19 protein-coding genes are annotated in these 18,460 nt (G+C 54.2%); 1 reads left to right on the forward strand and 18 read right to left on the reverse strand.

Features of this window, described 5'->3' with window-relative positions:
• Positions 1–5: 5 nt before the first annotated feature.
• From atpH to mioC, 10 genes are all read right to left on the reverse strand, one after another.
• Positions 6–539, reverse strand: coding sequence for a F0F1 ATP synthase subunit delta (gene atpH / locus L4174_RS16425; RefSeq protein ID WP_248144739.1), 534 nt, complete (start codon positions 537–539; stop codon positions 6–8).
• 17 nt (positions 540–556) lie between these two features.
• Positions 557–1,027, reverse strand: coding sequence for a F0F1 ATP synthase subunit B (gene atpF, locus L4174_RS16430; RefSeq protein ID WP_248144738.1), 471 nt, complete (start codon positions 1,025–1,027; stop codon positions 557–559).
• Between the two features lie 48 nt (positions 1,028–1,075).
• On the reverse strand, positions 1,076–1,333 hold the full coding sequence (gene atpE / locus L4174_RS16435; RefSeq protein WP_005302247.1) for a F0F1 ATP synthase subunit C: 258 nt from the start codon (positions 1,331–1,333) through the stop codon (positions 1,076–1,078).
• A gap of 69 nt (positions 1,334–1,402) precedes the next feature.
• Positions 1,403–2,209, reverse strand: a complete 807-nt coding sequence (gene atpB / locus L4174_RS16440; protein ID WP_036751196.1) for a F0F1 ATP synthase subunit A — start codon at positions 2,207–2,209, stop codon at positions 1,403–1,405.
• Between the two features lie 8 nt (positions 2,210–2,217).
• Entirely contained in the window at positions 2,218–2,607 is a 390-nt protein-coding gene (locus L4174_RS16445; protein WP_248144737.1) for a F0F1 ATP synthase subunit I, read from the reverse strand.
• A 177-nt stretch (positions 2,608–2,784) separates the two neighbouring features.
• Complete coding sequence (locus tag L4174_RS16450; protein WP_248144736.1) at positions 2,785–3,681, reverse strand: ParB/RepB/Spo0J family partition protein; 897 nt, start codon at positions 3,679–3,681, stop codon at positions 2,785–2,787.
• A gap of 12 nt (positions 3,682–3,693) precedes the next feature.
• A complete protein-coding gene (locus L4174_RS16455; protein WP_248144735.1) occupies positions 3,694–4,488 on the reverse strand; it encodes a ParA family protein in 795 nt (264 codons plus the stop codon).
• 17 nt (positions 4,489–4,505) lie between these two features.
• The gene (rsmG, locus tag L4174_RS16460; protein WP_248144734.1) at positions 4,506–5,129 is read right to left on the reverse strand and encodes a 16S rRNA (guanine(527)-N(7))-methyltransferase RsmG; all 624 of its coding nucleotides are present in this window, start codon (positions 5,127–5,129) and stop codon (positions 4,506–4,508) included.
• A complete protein-coding gene (gene mnmG, locus L4174_RS16465; protein WP_248144733.1) occupies positions 5,126–7,030 on the reverse strand; it encodes a tRNA uridine-5-carboxymethylaminomethyl(34) synthesis enzyme MnmG in 1,905 nt (634 codons plus the stop codon). Before mnmG ends, rsmG begins: the two co-directional genes overlap by 4 nt.
• A gap of 431 nt (positions 7,031–7,461) precedes the next feature.
• The gene (gene mioC, locus L4174_RS16470; protein ID WP_248144732.1) at positions 7,462–7,902 is read right to left on the reverse strand and encodes an FMN-binding protein MioC; all 441 of its coding nucleotides are present in this window, start codon (positions 7,900–7,902) and stop codon (positions 7,462–7,464) included.
• Positions 7,903–8,477: 575 nt separating this feature from the next.
• Between mioC and ileS the strand changes: the two genes are divergently transcribed.
• Positions 8,478–11,654, forward strand: coding sequence for an isoleucine--tRNA ligase (ileS, locus tag L4174_RS16475; RefSeq protein WP_248144731.1), 3,177 nt, complete (start codon positions 8,478–8,480; stop codon positions 11,652–11,654).
• Positions 11,655–11,721: 67 nt separating this feature from the next.
• Here the strand turns inward: ileS and mnmE are convergent, their stop codons facing one another.
• The 8 genes from mnmE to L4174_RS16515 all read right to left on the reverse strand — a co-directional run bounded on the left by mnmE (position 11,722) and on the right by L4174_RS16515 (position 18,111).
• Positions 11,722–13,089 carry a tRNA uridine-5-carboxymethylaminomethyl(34) synthesis GTPase MnmE gene (gene mnmE / locus L4174_RS16480; protein ID WP_248144773.1) on the reverse strand — a complete coding sequence of 456 codons (1,368 nt, stop codon included), beginning with the start codon at positions 13,087–13,089 and terminating at the stop codon, positions 11,722–11,724.
• 139 nt (positions 13,090–13,228) lie between these two features.
• Positions 13,229–14,872, reverse strand: coding sequence for a membrane protein insertase YidC (yidC, locus tag L4174_RS16485; protein ID WP_248144730.1), 1,644 nt, complete (start codon positions 14,870–14,872; stop codon positions 13,229–13,231).
• Between the two features lie 2 nt (positions 14,873–14,874).
• A complete protein-coding gene (yidD, locus tag L4174_RS16490) occupies positions 14,875–15,132 on the reverse strand; it encodes a membrane protein insertion efficiency factor YidD (RefSeq protein ID WP_248144729.1) in 258 nt (85 codons plus the stop codon).
• Positions 15,099–15,455: a ribonuclease P protein component gene (gene rnpA, locus L4174_RS16495; RefSeq protein WP_248144728.1), complete on the reverse strand. Its 357-nt coding sequence runs from the start codon at positions 15,453–15,455 to the stop codon at positions 15,099–15,101. Before rnpA ends, yidD begins: the two co-directional genes overlap by 34 nt.
• Before the next feature lie 14 nt (positions 15,456–15,469).
• Positions 15,470–15,604, reverse strand: a complete 135-nt coding sequence (gene rpmH / locus L4174_RS16500) for a 50S ribosomal protein L34 (RefSeq protein ID WP_081669218.1) — start codon at positions 15,602–15,604, stop codon at positions 15,470–15,472.
• Positions 15,605–15,827: 223 nt separating this feature from the next.
• The gene (locus tag L4174_RS16505; protein WP_248144727.1) at positions 15,828–16,565 is read right to left on the reverse strand and encodes an amino acid ABC transporter ATP-binding protein; all 738 of its coding nucleotides are present in this window, start codon (positions 16,563–16,565) and stop codon (positions 15,828–15,830) included.
• Positions 16,562–17,233: an amino acid ABC transporter permease gene (locus L4174_RS16510; RefSeq protein ID WP_248144726.1), complete on the reverse strand. Its 672-nt coding sequence runs from the start codon at positions 17,231–17,233 to the stop codon at positions 16,562–16,564. The genes L4174_RS16505 and L4174_RS16510 overlap by 4 nt, the downstream gene beginning before the upstream one ends.
• A 122-nt stretch (positions 17,234–17,355) precedes the next feature.
• Positions 17,356–18,111 (reverse strand): amino acid ABC transporter substrate-binding protein, encoded by a 756-nt coding sequence (locus L4174_RS16515; protein WP_248144725.1) that lies wholly within the window; start codon positions 18,109–18,111, stop codon positions 17,356–17,358.
• Positions 18,112–18,460: the final 349 nt, after the last annotated feature.

Below are 18,460 nucleotides of genomic sequence, written 5' to 3' on the forward strand. Positions count from 1 at the left end.
CCAAATCAAGACTGCAACGTATCGTTCAGTCGGGCCAGTTTGCCGCGTACTGATTGATCGATGACTAAGTCTCCGGCTCTAATTACAACCCCGGCAATCAGGGTCTCGTCTACACTGCAGTTCAGCTTAACCTTACGCGCCAGACGCTTTTCCAGCTTTTGACTGATCGCACTCAGTTGACCCTCGTCCAGTGCAACCGCAGAGGTCACAGTGGCGTCGATGGTTTTTTCCAGTTCGTCTTTCAGGAACAGGAACTGAGCACTGACATCAGGAAGTGCTTTCAGACGTCCGTTTTCAGCCATTACCTTGATCAGGTTCTGGCCGGCTTCGTTGAGTTGCTCGCCGCAGACGGAAATGAAGATTTCCACCAGCTTATCCGCCGCATAACCACCATCCAGGACATCCTGAATCGTTTCGTTTTTTGCGACTTCTGCAGCAAAGGTGAGCATTTCTGACCATTGGGCCAGCTCACCTTTCTCAACCGCATAATCAAAGGCTGCTTTAGCGTAGGGGCGTGCGATTGTAGTCATTTCCGACATGTTGCTTGCCCCTTCTATTACAGTTCTGCAGTGACTTTGTTAAGAAGATCAGCATGAGCGTCTTTATCAATAGAACGCTCGATGATTTTCTCAGCACCAATCACAGCCAGAGTTGCAACTTGTTTGCGTAGTTCATCGCGCGCGCGATTACGTTCTGCATCAATTTCGGCACGACCTTGAGTCAGAATTTTTTCACGCTCAGCCGTCGCTTCCGCTTTGGCCTCTTCGATGATTTGAGCTTTGCGCTTGTTCGCTTGCTCAATCAGTTCAGTTGCAGTGCGTTTTGCTTCTTTCAGTTGCTCAGAAGCATTTGCCTGCGCCAGGTTGAGATCTTTGGCAGCGCGATCCGCAGCTGCCAAACCGTCAGCAATTTTCTTCTGACGTTCCTCAATCGCTTCCATAATTGGTGGCCATACATATTTCATGCAGAAGACCACAAACAGGAAAAACGCGATAGCCTGACCCAGCAAGGTTGCATTCATATTCACAACGGCATCTCCTAAAAAGGGTTGCTATGGGTCCGTTACGTTCGTGGATTAACCAGCCAGCTGTCCAACGAATGGGTTTGCGAATGTGAATAGCAGAGCGATTACGATACCGATCATTGGAACCGCATCCAGCAGACCTGCAATGATGAACATCTTAACTTGCAGCATTGGAGCCATTTCTGGTTGACGAGCAGCGCCTTCCAGGAACTTACCACCCAGCAGGGCGAAACCGATCGCAGTACCCAGGGCAGCAAGACCTACAATGATGCCCACGGCAATTGCAGAAAAGCTTAGTAAAGTTTCCATCACTATCTCCAGTTTATTGTTGTCGGCCTAAATGCCTGTAAAGAAAAACTTAAAAAATGTATTTACGTATTAATGATTGTCTTCGTGAGCCTGAGACAGGTACACGATAGTCAGCATCATAAAGACGAAAGATTGAATCGTAATGACCAGGATGTGGAATATTGCCCACGGAACCGAGCCCAGCCATTGTGCCCACCACGGCATCAGTGCCGCGATAAGGATAAACACCACCTCACCGGCGAACATGTTACCGAACAGACGCATACCCAGAGAAATAGGCTTCGCCAGCAGCGAAACTACTTCCAGTAGCAGGTTGAACGGAATCATAACCGGGTGATTGAACGGGTGTAATGCCAGTTCTTTGGCAAAACCGCCCAGGCCTTTGATCTTGATGCTGTAATAAATCATCAATGCAAAGACACCCAGCGCCATTGCCATGGTGATGTTAACATCGGCCGACGGTACTACCTTCAGATAAGGAATACCCAACCAATGCTCTGCCGGATAAGGAAGAAAGTCGATTGGAACCAAGTCCATGACGTTCATCAGGAAAATCCAACAGAAGATCGTCAGAGCTAGCGGAGCTATCAGCGCGTTGCGGCCATGAAAGGTTTCTTTGACGCTGTTGTCAACGAATTCCACCATGATTTCCACAAAACACTGCAGCTTACCCGGCACCCCTGAGGTCGCCTTTCTCGCTGCCAGACGGAACAATCCTAAAAAGATTGCACCCGTCAACACAGAGAAGAAGAGGCTGTCGATGTGTACCGCCCAGAAACTTCCCTCGCTCACCAGGCCCAGCTTATCGGTTGATAAGTTAGTCAGGTGGTGAGTGATGTAACTGGATGGTGTAAGCGCTTCACCTGGCGCAGCCATAACTCATCCTATTTGTTGTTGTTAATGAATAAAACCGGCGCACAGATATTAATACCCAGAGCCAGCAAATAGGTCAGTTTGAGGGGAACAAGTTCCACCTCGACATACAGGTAGACAAGGGAAAACAAGATGACTGTAGTGAGGATTTTCAGCACTTCTCCGCTGTAGAAAGACGCCATCACCAGACGGGCCTTACTGGCTCCGCCAAAGAGAAAAGCGCACACAGAAAAAACGGCGTTAGCTATCACAAAGATGCCGCCACCGATCAGTGCAGAGATTCCCCAGTCAACATTGACAGCAAACACTGCCATGATTGCCGTTGTCAAAACGACGCCAGATTGTAATAACAACAACCGCTTCGCCAATTGGCGTCCCGGTCTGACCAGCGCCGAAACCATGTATTCATTCCTCGAGTCCGTTCCACTACACATACGTCGTGCTGGGAAAACTGCGAAAATTATACGGTTCAATAAATTGAATGCAATCTAATCACAGCAAAAAAACAGTTAGATTTTATAACACATTATCCCGATCACGCGGTGGTTACTTTTACGGCAAAAATAGTACGAAACTCGTCACACTTCCGAACTTAACATTGCCAGCAGTTGCTCTAACTTCTGAGGCTCGTCAAAATTTATTATAATTTTACCTTTCCCGCTTTTGCTTTGATTAATCGCAACTTGAGTGCCGAATTGTTCACTCAGACGGTTTTCTATCGCTTCGACTTGGGGATCAACAGGGGCAGGGGCGACCTCTGGGGCCGGGGCGAGCATTTTCTTGACCAGACGCTCGGTATCCCGGACAGTCAGAGACTTCGCCACGACGGTGTGGGCTGCTTCCAGTTGCTGCTCAGCAACCAGAGACAACAATGCACGGGCGTGACCCATTTCCAGCTGACGCTGGGCCAGCAACCGCTTGACCTGAGGCTCCAGCTGATTCAGACGCAGCAGGTTGGAGACCGCAGCACGGGACTTGCCGAGTGCTTCGGCAATTTGCTGATGGGTGAGGGAGAATTCATTCTGCAATCGTTCCAGCGCCTGGGCTTCCTCAATGGCATTGAGGTCTTCACGCTGGATGTTTTCAATCAGAGCAATCGCAACGGTGGCACGGTCGTCCACGTTTTTCACCAGACAGGGAACGACTTGCAGTCCGGCCTGACGTGATGCCCGCCAGCGGCGTTCGCCGGCAATGATTTCATACTGTTGAGGTGCCAGCTGGCGAACCACGATTGGCTGGATCACCCCCTGAGCACGGATGGAGTCAGTCAGTTCCGCCAGCGCTTCCGCCGACATATCCTGACGAGGCTGATACTGACCCGGTTGCAGCTGACTGACCGGCAGTTCGCGCAGTGCGCCTTCGGCCGGTACCGTTTCTTCCTTGCTGACGGCCTCTGCGGCCTGTTGTCGTTCACGGGCCACCGAACTGGTGGCCAGCAGTGCGTCAAGACCCTTTCCCAGGCCTCGTTTATTCATGGACATGCTTGCTTACGCCTCTACCTGAGCCGGTTCCCGCTGGGTTTCCTCACGACGAATCATCTCTCCGGCCAGCGCCAGGTAAGCCTTGGCACCGCTGGAGGTTTTATCGTAGTACATGGCCGGGCAACCATGACTCGGGGCTTCGGCCAGACGTACGTTACGTGGGATCACGGTGCGGTACACCTTATCACCAAAATGCTTCTTCAACTGCTGGGACACTTCATTCGCCAGCCGGTTGCGCGGATCATACATGGTGCGAAGCAAGCCTTCTATCTTAAGATCGGCATTGACTACGGCAGCCAGCTTACTGATGGTGTCCATCAGGGCTGTCAGGCCTTCCAGTGCAAAATATTCGCACTGCATTGGTACCAGAACCGAGTCTGCTGCTGTCATTGCGTTGATGGTCAGCAGGTTGAGGGAAGGCGGACAGTCAATGAAGATAAAATCATAGTGTTCACGAACCGGTTCAAGGGCCGTGCGCAGCCGGACTTCACGGGCAAAGACTTCCATGAGTTTGATTTCGGCAGCGGTCACGTCGCCGTTGGCCGCCACCAGGTGGTAACCACCGGCATTTTCAGTGATCACCACATCAGAGAACGGGGTTTCTTCGACCAGAAGTTCATATGCGGTCGCGTCAACCTGATACTTGTCGACACCGCTGGCCATGGTGGCATTACCCTGCGGGTCCAAATCAATCACCAGCACCTTGCGCTGGGTTGCGGCCAGGGACGCAGCCAGGTTGACACAGGTCGTGGTTTTACCCACGCCGCCCTTTTGGTTGGCAACAGCTATGACTTTTCCCACGAATCACCCTCGTTCATTCATTCCTTTGCCGTCAAGAGTACTAAATGACGCGCCCCCTCCAAGTCGGGGACATGCAAAGATTTGACCTCACTCACAGAACACCATGACGGCAGTTCTGCCAGCTCCTCTTCCGTAACCTGGCCCTTCAGTGCCATAAACCGGCCTTCAGCCGAAGGCAGATGACGGCACCAGTGAACCATGTCAGACATCGACGCAAAAGCCCGGCTCAGGACAGCATCGAAGCCCTGTTCCGGGATAAATTCTTCAACACGGCTCTGGACCGGCGTGACATTGCCGAGTCCCAGCTCATGCACAACCTGGCGGATAAACCGGATCCGCTTCCCCAGACTGTCAAGCAGGGTAAACTGCTTGTCCGGGTGCATAATGGCCAGCGGAATCCCGGGTAAACCCGGGCCGGTTCCGACATCGATAAACCGGGATCCCTGCGCCAGATAAGGGCTGACGACGATACTGTCCAAAATATGTTTGACCAGCATCTCGTTCGGATCTCTGACCGACGTCAGATTATACGCTTTGTTCCACTTGTGCAGCAGGCTAACATAACCCACCAACTGCTCAAGTTGCTGTTCTGTGACCTTGAGTTCAGTTTTTGAAATCAGTTGTGCCAGACGTTCTTTCACGCTGCTGCCTCCGCGTCACCTTTCTTCAGCAACCCATGTTTTTTCAGGTAGACCAGCAGCAGCGAAATCGCGGCTGGCGTGACGCCGGAAATCCGGGAGGCCATGCCAATCGTCGCGGGTTTGGCTTCATTCAGCTTAGCAATGACCTCATTAGAAAGGCCTTTCACCAGACTGTAATCCAGATCAGCCGGCAGCTTGCTCTGCTCATGACGCAGCGATTTCTCCACCTCTTCTTTCTGGCGGTCGATATAGCCCTGGTATTTAACCTGAATTTCAACCTGCTCACTGGCCTGGGCATCCTCATGCGCCGGGCCAAACGGCGCCTGGGCCGTCAGCTGCTCATAGGTCACTTCCGGACGGCGCAGCAGATCTTCACCGCTGGCTTCGCGAACCAGCGGGGTTTTCAGAAATGCATTGACGGACGCCGCATGCTCAGAAGCCGGATGGATCCAGATCTCTTTCAGACGCTGACGTTCCTGCTCCATATGATTCATTTTTTCATTGAAGCGTGCCCAGCGTGCGTCATCGACCAGACCCAACTGACGACCGAGTTCGGTCAGACGGATATCGGCATTGTCTTCGCGCAGCAGCAGGCGGTACTCGGCACGGGAGGTAAACATGCGGTACGGTTCTTTGGTGCCCATGGTTGACAGGTCGTCGATCAGTACGCCCAGATAGGCCTGATCACGACGCGGGCTCCAGCCGTCTTTGTCCTGCGACTGCAGTGCGGCGTTCATCCCGGCCAGCAGCCCCTGTGCGGCCGCTTCTTCGTAGCCGGTTGTCCCGTTGATCTGACCGGCAAAGAACAGACCGTCAATAAATTTGGTTTCCAGCGTCGGTTTCAGATCACGCGGATCAAAGAAATCGTACTCAATGGCATAACCCGGACGGATGATGCTGGCATTTTCAAAGCCTTTCATCGAACGAACGATTTGCATCTGCACGTCAAACGGCAGGCTGGTGGAAATCCCGTTCGGATACAGCTCATGGGTCGTCAGGCCTTCCGGTTCAATGAAGATCTGATGGCTGTTTTTATCGGCAAAGCGCATGACTTTGTCTTCGATCGACGGACAGTAACGCGGACCGATCCCCTCGATCACCCCGGAATACATCGGGCTGCGATCCAGGTTATTGCGGATCACATCATGGGTCTGCTCATTGGTGTGCGTGATGAAACACGGGATCTGACGCGGATGATCCGTCTGTTTCCCCATGAAGGAAAACACCGGCGTCGGATTGTCACCATGCTGTGCCTGTAACTGGCTGAAATCCACTGTACGGGCGTCAATGCGCGGTGGTGTACCGGTTTTCAGACGATCAACTCGGAAAGGCAGGGCACGCAGACGCTCCGCCAGTGCGATCGACGGTGGATCCCCGGCGCGGCCGCCGCTGTAATTTTCCAGACCGATATGGATCTTGCCCCCCAGGAAAGTTCCCACGGTCAGGACCACGGCACGTGCGCGGAACTTGAGTCCCATTTCAGTCACAACGCCGACAGCCCGGTCGTTCTCAACAATCAGATCATTGACCGCCTGCTGGAACAGCATCAGGTTTGGCTGGTTTTCCAGCGCTTCACGCACAGCGGCTTTATAAAGCGCACGGTCAGCCTGGGCACGGGTGGCTCGGACTGCCGGGCCTTTTGATGAATTCAGGGTCCGGAACTGAATGCCGCCCTTATCTATCGCGCGGGCCATGATGCCACCCAGGGCGTCCACTTCTTTTACCAGGTGACCTTTTCCGATCCCGCCAATCGCCGGGTTACAAGACATTTGTCCCAGCGTATCGATATTATGGGTCAACAGCAGGGTTTTCTGACCCATACGTGCTGCTGCCAGCGCGGCTTCCGTTCCGGCATGACCGCCACCTACCACGATGACATCAAAATTTTCCTGGTAAAACATGAAACTACCTCAGGTGATCAATTAGCCAGTCAATTTGCTTGGAGCAAAGGGGGGATATTCTACCGCGTTTCAAGGCAAGAAAGAATCACTCTTGACGATCAAATGATCAGGGGATTTGATCCTAAATATATATAAGATCTTTTAAAGAGATCTTTTATTGGATCTACTATTAGGATCGCCGGATCGTGTGGATAAGTGATTTTTGATCCTGATGATCATGGAGTTAGGAAGGATCATTACTTGTGAGGGAAGTGGGATCTTCGTTGGGAAACCCTGGGATCTAAATCGGCACTTATCAACAAGGGTATCGGCGTGATGATCTTGTTCATTGGATAACAAAGGGTTGATCACCGTTTAGATCTATATTTATCCACAACCGAATCGTGAAAAACTGGCGGTTATGGGAATAATTTCCGCCAGTCTGATGGGGATTACAGGAGATTTTGCCAGCTGTTTAGCCAGATTTCAGCCGGGTCTTCCGGCACCGGATCCTGTGAAACATCGATTTCCAGCCGTTCGCCCAGGCGTTTGGCTCCCTGTCCGGCCAGTAGGTGGTCAAGATCTTTACCAGCCTGACAGAAAGTGTCATAGCTGCTGTCTCCGATCGCGACAAGACCATAACGCAGCGGGGTTAAGTCCGGTTGCTGGGTCTGGAGCTGGCTGACAAAAGGCTGGATGTTGTCCGGAAATTCACCGGCGCCGTGGGTGGAACAGATCAGCAGCCAGATCTGGTCCGGATCCAGCGCTGACAGATCGGCCTGATTGATAATCGTCGTGGTATGGCCGGCTTCGGAAAGCAGATCTGCCAGGTGATCGGCGACGTATTCCGCACCTCCTAAGGTGCTGCCGGTGATCAGGGTAATTGCAGCCATCGTGTCCTCTTTGTGTAAATGTTATCTGAAATGTCCGGATTGTACCCGGAACACCCGGGAAGGAAACCCCTGTAATGCGCTTGCTCCGGCTGTGCGGGAGATCTCCTGGCAGGGATGGGGCGTGGTGTCAGAGGGATGGGGTCGGGGGCGATCCGGGCATGACCTTGGACAGCGTACAGTCCAATATGATCTGGATAAAATAAAATCTTTTTAATTCAATGGATTATTTGATTTGCTCACAGGGGGTCCCAAGGATCTTCCCTGCTTTTACAGTTTCCGGCAGATCATGCTCGCGTGTCCGATCGACGTGATGTCCGTGTTTGCGGGGAATGGACTGTCTGATCCCGCAGACGGTGATCCGGAGTGTTATATGAGGCCTGAATTGCATATCGTGTTGACAGGTGCCGGTCTGCGGCTTAAGTTGAATGCATGAAGACCTTATTGAACCCACAGCGAATTATTATCATCATTCCTTAGGAGTGGTGGGTTCGCTTGTGCTTGAATAACGTCAAACCCGCCCTGGAGGCGGGTTTTTTGATCACTGCTTCCCGGGCCCCAGTCGCAGAGAGGCAGCCATGAGTTCAAAAGAAACCCCGTCCCAGACCGATCAGTTATCTGACGCGTCTGCATCATCCGTTTTTTCCTTTGTCGAGGCCGAACATGCCGTGCTCGGATTCTGGCAGGACCGGCAGATCTTCCGGCAGTCGCTGGCACAGTCGGCCCACCAGCCGGAATACGTGTTTTACGACGGCCCTCCGTTTGCAACCGGCCTGCCGCACCACGGCCATCTGGTGGCTTCGACGATCAAAGATGTCATTCCGCGTTATTTCACGATGAAAGGTCATTTTGTGCAGCGCCGTTTCGGCTGGGACTGCCATGGCTTGCCGATCGAGCATGAGATCGATAAAACGCTGGGAATGTCAGCCAAGGAAGCGGTTGAGCAGCTGGGGATTGCCCGTTACAACGATGAGTGCCGCGGTATTGTGCAGCGTTATACCCGGGAATGGGAGAAGACCATTTCACGCTTGGGGCGCTGGGTTGATTTTGACAACGACTACCGCACCATGGAGCCCTGGTATATGGAGTCGGTGTGGTGGGTGTTCCGGCAGTTGTGGGACAAGGGACTGGTTTATCAGGGTGAGAAAGTGGTTGCTTACTCAACTGAGCTGGAGACCGTCCTGTCGAACTTTGAGGCAACCTCCAACTACAAAGACGTTCAGGATCCGGCCATCACCGTGCTTTTCAAATTAGCGGATGAGGACGGGTATCTGGCTGCGTGGACCACGACCCCCTGGACGCTGCCGGCGAATCTGGCCTTGTGTGTCGGCCCGGATATCTCCTATGTCAAAGTGCATGATGACGTGCTCGGGGGCGATGTGTGGCTGGCAGAATCCCGGTTGGCGGCCGTCTGTAAAGGACGGGATGTGGCGGTACTGGAAACCCGGTCCGGGGCTGAACTGGCAGGGAAGCGTTACCGGCCGGTCTTTGACTGTTTTGCCGGACATGCGGCTGACGGCGCGTTCCGGGTGCTGGCGGATGACTTTGTCTCGACGGACAACGGGACCGGGATTGTGCATATGGCGCCGGCCTTCGGGGAAGATGATCAGCGGGTTGCCAGAGCCCATGGCATTCAGGGGGCGCCCTGTCCGCTGGACGGCCGCGGACGCTTTACCGCTGAAGTACCGGACTATCAGGGGATGTACGTCAAAGACGCTGATAAGGCGATCATTCAGGCTCTCAAAGCGCAGGGGCTGCTGTACCGGCAGGAGACCCTTTTGCACAGCTACCCCTTCTGTCCGCGCTCGGATACCCCGATCATCTACCGCACTGTACCGTCCTGGTATATCCGGGTCGAATCAATGCGTGACGCACTGGTGGCGAATAACCGGCAGGTGAACTGGGTGCCGGATCATCTGCAGGAAGGGCGGATGGGCAAATGGCTGGCAGGCGCCAAAGACTGGGCTGTGTCCCGCAACCGCTACTGGGGTACCCCGCTGCCGATCTGGATCAACGACACCACCGGCAGCCAGCTGTGCCTCGGCTCGCGTGAGGAGCTGGCCCGTTATACCGGGGTGACGGTCGAGGATCTGCACCGCGACCATGTGGACGACCTGACTTTTACCCTGCCGGGCGAAGCCGGAGTCTACCGCCGCATCGCGGAAGTGTTTGACTGCTGGTTTGAGTCCGGCGCCATGCCTTATGCCCAGGTGCATTATCCGTTTGAGAACAAAGATCAGTTTGAAAAGAATTTTCCTGCGGCGTTTATTGCCGAAGGGGTGGATCAGACCCGGGGCTGGTTCTATACCCTGCAGGTTCTGAGTCAGTGCCTGTTCGGCCAGGCGGCGTTTCGGAATGTCATCGTCAACGGCATCGTGATGGCTGAAGACGGGAAGAAAATGTCCAAGCGTCTGAAGAACTATACCGCGCCGGATGTGCTGATGGAGCAGTACGGCGCTGACGCCCTGCGGCTGTATCTGATCAATTCCGGACTGGTCAAGGCTGAAGAACAGCGCTTTGCCGACAGTGGAGTGCAGGAAATGGTCCGCCGGGTCCTGCTGCCCTGGTACAACGGCTACAAGTTCTTTGCGACCTATGCGGCACTGGATCAGTGGCAGTTTTCACCGGCGCAGATGCCAAGCGATAATATCCTGGATCAGTGGATCCTGTCCCGCCTTCAGACCCTGACCCGGCGGGTGAACGATGAGATGCAGCAGTACCGGCTTTATCAGGTGGTTCCGGCGCTGTTTGATTTTATTGAGCAGCTGACCAACTGGTATATCCGTCTGAACCGGGCCCGCTTCTGGCAGGATGGGATGAGCGGGGATAAATCCCGGGCTTTCCAGACCCTGTTCCATTGCCTGGAGACCTTCGGCACCCTGATGGCGCCGTTTGCGCCTTTCCTGTCAGAACATCTCTATCAGGGACTGCTGGCATTCCGTCAGCCCGGGAGCGTGCCGGAATCGGTACATCTGTGTCCGTACCCTGAAGCACAGCCTGCGATGCAGCAACCGGCGCTGGAAGCTTCGGTCGAGCGCTTCCAGCATCTGGTGACGATGGGGCGGCAGAAGCGGAACGATCTGAAAATCAAAATCAAGACGCCGCTCAGCCGGATCACCGTGCTTCATCGCGATCCGGCCGTGCTGGCGGATGTGGCCCGGTTGTCAGACTATATCCGGGCTGAGCTGAATGTGAAAACGGTTCACTTCAGCGAGCAAGAGGCGGATTACATCGATTTTTATGCCAAACCGAACTTTGCCCTGCTGGGCCGTAAGCTGGGCACGCAGATGAAGCACTACACCGGGTTGATCCATACCCTGACCGAGGCGCAATTGACGACATTGCAGGAGTCGGGAGAGCTGGAGCTGGACGGACAGGTCTTCAGTGATGAAGAGATTGTCCTCTACCGTCAGGCGAAAGAAGGGACCCATGCCGTGTCGAACCGGTTTATTTCACTGGATGTGGATCCTCAATTGTCTGATGCACTGATCGGGGAAGGAGCGGTCCGGGAGGTGATCAGCCGGATCCAGAAGCTGCGCAAAGACAGCGGCTTCCGGGTCAGCGACCGGATCCGGATTGAGCTGCAGGCGCCGGCGGCGCTGGCGGGCTGGGTCACACAGCATCAGGAATATCTGATGCAGGAAACGCTGGCCCGGGAGCTGGTCGTTGCCCCTGAGACGGATGGTATGTGCAGTGAAGCCGAGGTCTTCCGGACCGATCACGGTGACATTGCTGTCTCGGTTTCCGTGTTGTAAAGCGGAAAAGTCAAAGCCCCGCCGGAATGGCGGGGCTTTGTGATCAGTTGCCGGTATCGGTGCAGAGTTACTTCCCGATACAGAACGACGTAAAGATGCGTCCCAGCAGATCGTCCGAGGTGAATTCCCCGGTGATTTCGCTCAGGTGCTGCTGGGCCAGACGCAGCTCTTCGGCCAGGATTTCACCGGCCATGTAGCCTTCCAGCTGCGCCTTGCCTGTGTCGAGGTGTGTGGCTGCACGCTCCAGCGCATCCAGATGGCGGCGGCGGGCCATGAACCCGCCTTCTGTGGTGCCGGAAAAACCCATACAGGACTTGAGGTGGTCGCGCAGGGCATCGACGCCGTCACCGGTTCGCGCCGACAGGCGGATCAGGGTTGGCTGGCTGATATGGCAGATCCCGGTCGTTTCTCCGGTCAGCTCCGCTTTGTTCCGGATGACGGTCAGTCCCATCCCGTCCGGCAGGCGTTCGATAAAGTCCGGCCAGATGTCTGCCGGATCGGTGGCGTCTGTGGTGGTGGCATCAACCATGAAGAGCACGCGGTCAGCCTGACGGATTTCATCCCAGGCACGCTCGATACCAATCCGTTCCACTTCGTCACTGGCATCGCGCAGACCGGCGGTATCAATGATATGCAGCGGCATGCCATCAATATGGATATGTTCACGCAGCACGTCGCGGGTGGTCCCGGCAATGTCGGTCACGATGGCACTGTCTTTGCCAGACAGGGCATTGAGCAGGCTGGATTTACCGGCATTCGGACGACCGGCAATCACCACTTTCATGCCTTCACGCATGATGGCGCCCTGATTGGCCTCGCGGCGTACGGCATTGAGCTGTGCAATCACGGTATCCAGATCGGTGCTGACCTTACCGTCACTGAGAAAGTCGATTTCTTCTTCCGGAAAATCAATCGCGGCCTCAACGTAGATACGCAGGTGAATCAGAGCTTCCACCAAGGCGTTGACCCGGTTGGAGAAGGCGCCCTGCAGCGACTGGAAGGCACTCTTGGCCGCTTCCTCACTGCTGGCATCAATCAGATCGGCAATGGCTTCGGCCTGGGCCAGATCCAGTTTGTCATTCATGAAGGCACGCTCGGAGAATTCGCCCGGGCGGGCCGGGCGCACGCCCTCGATTTGCAGGATGCGTTTGATCAGCATGTCCATCAGAACCGGACCGCCATGACCCTGCAGTTCCAGAACGTCTTCGCCGGTGAAGGAGTTCGGGTTCGGGAAGAACAGGGCAATCCCTTGATCGAGTGCCGTGCCGTCTTCTGCCCGGAATGGCAGGTATTCTGCGTAGCGTGGTTTGAGCGTGCGTCCGGTGACGGCTTCGGCCACCTGGCCGGCCAGCGGACCGGAAACGCGGATAATGCCGACTCCGCCACGACCGGGAGGTGTGGCCTGAGCAACAATAGTGTCCGTAGTCTGTGTCATCATGATTGCTTCGTAATTTGGCGTGGGCGCCATTGTAATCAGTGTTTACAGGATAGCCAACTCCGGGAGCCGGCGATGGCGCAGGAAACAAAAAGGCGGCCATTTCCGGCCGCCTTGTCATCTTCTTGTGAGATCAGGCTTACTTGCTGTGCAGGCCTTTCTTCTCCAGTTGCTTGAAGATGATGGACTGCTGAGTCAGCGTCACGATGTTCGACACCAGCCAGTACAGGACCAGACCGGATGGGAAGAACAGGAAGAAACCGGTGAACAGCACAGGCATGAAAGTCATGATCTTCTGCTGCATCGGGTCGGTCACTGTGCTTGGGCTCATCTTCTGGATCAGGAACATGGTCACACCCATCAGAATCGGCAGTACATAGTACGGGTCTTGTGCCGACAGGTCGTGGATCCAGCCGAAGAAAGGTGCGTGACGCAGTTCGACCGATTCCATCAGAGCCCAGTACAGAGCAATGAAAATCGGCATCTGCAGCAGCAGCGGCAGACAGCCACCCAGCGGGTTCACTTTCTCTTTCTTGTACAGCTCCATCATTTCCTGGCTCATGCGCTGACGGTCATCGCCGAAACGCTCACGCATTGCCTGCAGTTTTGGCTGCAGCATGCGCATCTTCGCCATGGAGGTATACTGCGCTTTGGTAAACGGATACAGGCCGCCACGCACAATGATCGTCAGGATGATGATCGCGATACCCCAGTTCCCAACAAAGCTTTGGATCCAGGACAGGAACTTATGCAGCGGGCTGGCGATGAACCACAGCCAGCCGTAGTCAGCGGTCAGGTTCAGGTTGTCGGCTGTTGCTTCCATCTTGTCCTGCAGTTTCGGACCTACCCACAGTTTTGCTGAGGTGGTCAGGCCGCTGCCTGGTGCTACGATTTCAGTTGGCATACGCACGCCAATGTAGCCCTGGCCCTGGCTGGTACGGGAGAACAGGTTATGGCTTGGTGTTTGCACACTCTTATCTGCAGGGACGGCAATCGGTGTTGGAATCCAGGCAGAGACGAAGTAGTGCTGCATCATCGCAGCCCAGCCTTGATACATGGACAGGTTCAGGTTCTTGTCTGCCATGTCGTCAAAGCTGTACTTTTTGTACTTCTCATCGTCAGCAGAGTAGGCGCCGCCACGGTAGGTCGGCATGGTCAGGCTGCCGCCGTCATCCATCAGAGTCTGTTTCAGCTGGGCGTACATTTGTACAGTGGCCGGCTTTTCAGACTTGTTGTTGATGGTATAAGACACTTCCAGCGCATAGCTGTCACGGTGCAGCGTGAACGTCTTGATATATTCAATGCCGTCTTTGCTGTAAGTCAGCGGGACGCGCAGTTCATCCTGGCCATCGGCCAGGACGTAATCTTTGGCTTCTGCGTTCAGCTGGGCACGGCCGGCAGTTGAGTCGATGCCGTTGGCACCAATCAGACCGGACTGAGCAATAAACTGATGTGCGGGCTCGTTTTTCAGCAGCACGAACGGATCGCTGGAATCCAGCTCATTGTCGTAAGCCAGCAGTTTGGCTTCAATAATATCACCACCCAGGGTATCAACAGTCAGATCCAGCACATCGGTGCGGATGTGGATCAGCTTGTCGGAACTGCTTGGCCCCGGAATCGTCGCGCTGTCACCGGAATGTGACGGCACATCGCCCTGGGTCGTCGCGCTTTGCGCAGCTGTCTGGTTCTGAGGTTGCGGGCTGTTGTCTGCATTCCACTGCTGGAACAGCAGGAAAGACACAAACAGCAGGGCAATTAACAGAATATTGCGTTGGGAATCCATCGTTAATGTTCTCTGTCGTTATCCTGGGTTGGCGGAACGGGGTCATAGCCACCGTTGTTCAAAGGGTGACATCTTAATAGACGTTTCGCCGCGAACCAACAACCTTTTATTGCTCCATGGGTTTTTACCGCTTCGATCGCGTATTGAGAGCAGGTGGGGGTGAAACGACAACGTGGCCCGATCAGCGGGCTGATTGCCAGTTGGTAAAAGCGGACTAGTCCGACGACTAGCCACGCGATGGGCGAGACAGGCGATGCCATAGCTTATCCAGCAGTTTACACAGGTCGGCGTTGCTCATTTCACTGGCACTTTTTTTGGCGATCACGACAAAATCTTTCGCAGGCAGATCGTGTTGCTTGAGACGGAAACGTTCCCGAACCAGGCGTTTAAAGCGATTGCGGCCGACTGCGGTTTTGATTTGTTTTTTAGGGACTGCCAGACCGAGCCGTGGTTGGTTCAGGTCATTATTGCGGGCCAGAATGGTTAAGTGAGGGGAGCCAGCACTGTGAGCTTGCTGGAAGACATGTTTATAATCTTCGGGAGTTAACAGACGTAACTCCCGAGAAAAAGCGAACTTATTCAAAATAATCGCAATGATTACTTAGACAGACGCTTACGGCCTTTGGCGCGACGTGCATTGATTACAGCGCGACCGTTCTTAGTTGCCATGCGAGCACGGAAGCCGTGAGTACGCTTGCGCTTTAGAACTGAAGGTTGAAAAGTGCGTTTCATGGTTTTACCTTAAAATTACTGATCAGTTTTAAGTTTTTGTGTTTCCGGTTACCCGGCAGGGCTCAAAAAGAAACCCATTACGTCCACAAAGAGGCGGAATTGTAATCACTGACCCGCTTCGAGTCAATCATTCCCCTCTTTCCGGCGATGGTTTTTGCGCCGTTTTCGTCCGAGAAACCCGGGCGCTGAATTATACGTTTTGTTTTGCTGAGTGCAAGGATCCTTAGCGGATCCCCACCTGACGCAGGAATTTTTGCAACCGCGGATCTTTGGCGTTGCTGAAGATCTCCTGCGGAGATCCCTGTTCCACGAACTCGCCGTCGGCCATAAAGATCACCCGATCGGCCACTTCGCGGGCAAACTGCATTTCATGCGTGACCACCAGCATGGTCTGGTTGCGGGTTGCCAGCATTTTCATCAGGTTCAGCACTTCACCGACCCATTCCGGATCCAGTGCAGACGTCGGCTCATCAAACAGCAGCAGTTCGGCTTCCAGCGCCATCGCGCGGCCGATACCGACCCGCTGTTGCTGACCGCCGGACAGGGCGGCCGGGTAGCTGTCGCCTTTGTCGCCCAGCCCTATATCGTCGAGGATTTGCTGGGCTCTGTCGTAGGCGGCTTGCTTTTTCCACCCTTTCACGGTGATCAGGCCTTCAGCAATGTTCTGACGGGCCGTCATATGGGCAAACAGGGCGTAGTTCTGAAAGACGAAGCCGGTTTTGCGCCGAATTGACAGGATCTCTTTGGGAGTGGCCACCGGTGTATCCACGTGGATCTTGTCAATGGTCAGATGGCCGCTGTTCGCGGTTTCCAGGAAATTAATGCAGCGCAGCAGGGTGGACTTGCCGGTGCCGGACGGGCCGATGATCACCACAATCTCACCCTGGTCAATCTGAAGGTCAATACCGGAAAAAATGGTATTGTCACCGAAGCGTTTGCTGAAGTTATGCAGCTGAATCATCGTACATACGCCCTGTTAAGTTTCACTTCCGCCCAGTTCTGAATCCGGGTCAGTACCACCACAATGCCCCAGTAAATCAGGGCGACGGCCAGGAAGGCTTCGAAGAATTTGAAGCTGGAGGACGCTTCCATCTGCGCTTTGGCCATGATTTCAGCCACACCCAGGGTAAACGCCAGTGAGGTGGATTTGATCATGTCGATAAAGTAGTTCATCAGGGACGGCAGCGCGACGCGGGTCGCCTGCGGCAGGATGATGCGGCGCATGGCCTGCATTTCCGTCATCCCGATCGACAGACTGGCTTCACGCTGGCTGTTGTCGACACCGATAATGGCAGCCCGGATACTTTCGGCCATGTAGGCGGCAAAGTGCAGACTCAGGCCGATGACGGCGGCACTGAAGGCGTCCAGCCCGACCAGAGCCGGAAAGACCTGAGGCAGGCCGTAGTACAGCAGAAAGAGCTGAACCAGCAGCGGGGTGCCGCGGAAGAAGCTGATGTAAACCTGGCTGATCTGATTCAGCACCGGTAGACGGTAAACCCGCACCAAAGCCAGCGTTACCGCGATCACCAGTGCAAAGACCAGTCCCCAGACCGCCATGCCCATGGTTGTGCCCAGGTATTTGAGCAGAATCGGCATGAGCGACAGCATGTAATCAAAATCGAAGCCCATATGGATGCGTGTTCCGTGGAGTTAAAGAATAAAAGTGACAAGACCCACCACAAGGGTGAGTCTTGATATTACTTATTAGTATAAGGATGGTGACCTGAAATGACAGGATTCATTCCGGCCCATTAGCGGGTAATGTCAGCATCGAACCATTTTTGTGAGATTTCGGTCAGTGTGCCGTCTTCGCGCATCGCGTTCAGGGCTTTGTTGACCTCATCACGCAGCTTCTGGCCTCTGTCGTTGTTCAGGAACGGCCAGGCATTCTCAATGCGCTCAAAGGTCGAGCCGGCCAGTTGCAGCGGCAGACCGGCTTTTTTGATCAGTTCAACAGAAGACAGGCGATCCATCACGAAGGCGTCGGTCCGGCCCAGCGCAACGTCGTGCTCGATGCCGGTTTCGTAGGTTTTGATGTTGATCTGCTCTGCATTGTCCAGGCCACGCAGCAGCTGCTCGTAGTTGGAGCCCAGATTCACGCCGACGGTTTTACCGCTCAGATCGTCCGTGCCTTGAATGCTGTCGTTTCCTTTACGGACCACCAGCTGCGCGCCGTCAATCACGTAAGGGTCGCTGAACAGGTATTTGGCTTTACGTTCGTCGGTGATGGTGATCTGATTCGAGATGGTATCGATGCGGCCGGTTTCCAGCAGGCCGAACAGCCCGGAGAAGTTCGCCGTCACGAATTCCACTTTATAATCATTACGTTTACCGATTTCATTCCAGACATCGACCTCGAAACCCTGCAGCTGGTCCTGCTTCACGAAAGTGAACGGGAAGTAGCGGCCAGACATGCCAACTTTCACGTCGGTAGCGGCAAATGCTGTCTGGCTGACGGTCAGGCCCAGTGCCAGTGCGGTAAAGGAAGCTTTTACCCAGTTTTTCATCTGTCTACTCCTAAGATGATGTTGTTTTTGTAGGGCGGTTTTTATCATCCTACTTGTCAATAAGAACAATGCTTAAATAACCAAAAGTTATTTCTAATAACTATAGAGTCAGTTTTTTGGGGCGTTGAGAAAAGATTGTGCCGTCCATCCCCAGGATCCTGCACAATGTGTAAACAACTGTGGGTAAGGGTAGGCTAAACTGTGGTGATCTGAGCCATCATTGTGGGATCCGTGTGAATAACTTAGATCTTATTCACTGGATCTGGGATCTCTTTGCTGGAGATCCGCGGCCAGCAGGTATAAAATTGCGTCCCTTTTCGTTTTTTGGTTATTCAGTGTGGAGTCGAAC

The sequence above is a fragment of the Photobacterium sp. CCB-ST2H9 genome (assembly GCF_023151555.2).
Taxonomy (GTDB): Bacteria; Pseudomonadota; Gammaproteobacteria; order Enterobacterales; family Vibrionaceae; genus Photobacterium.

Coding starts and splice junctions, on each gene's coding strand:
- atpH (WP_248144739.1), bottom strand. CDS start 539: ATGTCGGAAATGACTACAATCGCACGCCCCTACGCTAAAGCAGCCTTT.
- atpE (WP_005302247.1), bottom strand. CDS start 1,333: ATGGAAACTTTACTAAGCTTTTCTGCAATTGCCGTGGGCATCATTGTA.
- atpB (WP_036751196.1), bottom strand. CDS start 2,209: ATGGCTGCGCCAGGTGAAGCGCTTACACCATCCAGTTACATCACTCAC.
- L4174_RS16445 (WP_248144737.1), bottom strand. CDS start 2,607: ATGGTTTCGGCGCTGGTCAGACCGGGACGCCAATTGGCGAAGCGGTTG.
- L4174_RS16450 (WP_248144736.1), bottom strand. CDS start 3,681: ATGAATAAACGAGGCCTGGGAAAGGGTCTTGACGCACTGCTGGCCACC.
- mnmG (WP_248144733.1), bottom strand. CDS start 7,030: ATGTTTTACCAGGAAAATTTTGATGTCATCGTGGTAGGTGGCGGTCAT.
- mioC (WP_248144732.1), bottom strand. CDS start 7,902: ATGGCTGCAATTACCCTGATCACCGGCAGCACCTTAGGAGGTGCGGAA.
- ileS (WP_248144731.1), top strand. CDS start 8,478: ATGAGTTCAAAAGAAACCCCGTCCCAGACCGATCAGTTATCTGACGCG.
- mnmE (WP_248144773.1), bottom strand. CDS start 13,089: ATGACACAGACTACGGACACTATTGTTGCTCAGGCCACACCTCCCGGT.
- yidC (WP_248144730.1), bottom strand. CDS start 14,872: ATGGATTCCCAACGCAATATTCTGTTAATTGCCCTGCTGTTTGTGTCT.
- yidD (WP_248144729.1), bottom strand. CDS start 15,132: ATGGCATCGCCTGTCTCGCCCATCGCGTGGCTAGTCGTCGGACTAGTC.
- rpmH (WP_081669218.1), bottom strand. CDS start 15,604: ATGAAACGCACTTTTCAACCTTCAGTTCTAAAGCGCAAGCGTACTCAC.
- L4174_RS16505 (WP_248144727.1), bottom strand. CDS start 16,565: ATGATTCAGCTGCATAACTTCAGCAAACGCTTCGGTGACAATACCATT.
- L4174_RS16510 (WP_248144726.1), bottom strand. CDS start 17,233: ATGGGCTTCGATTTTGATTACATGCTGTCGCTCATGCCGATTCTGCTC.
- L4174_RS16515 (WP_248144725.1), bottom strand. CDS start 18,111: ATGAAAAACTGGGTAAAAGCTTCCTTTACCGCACTGGCACTGGGCCTG.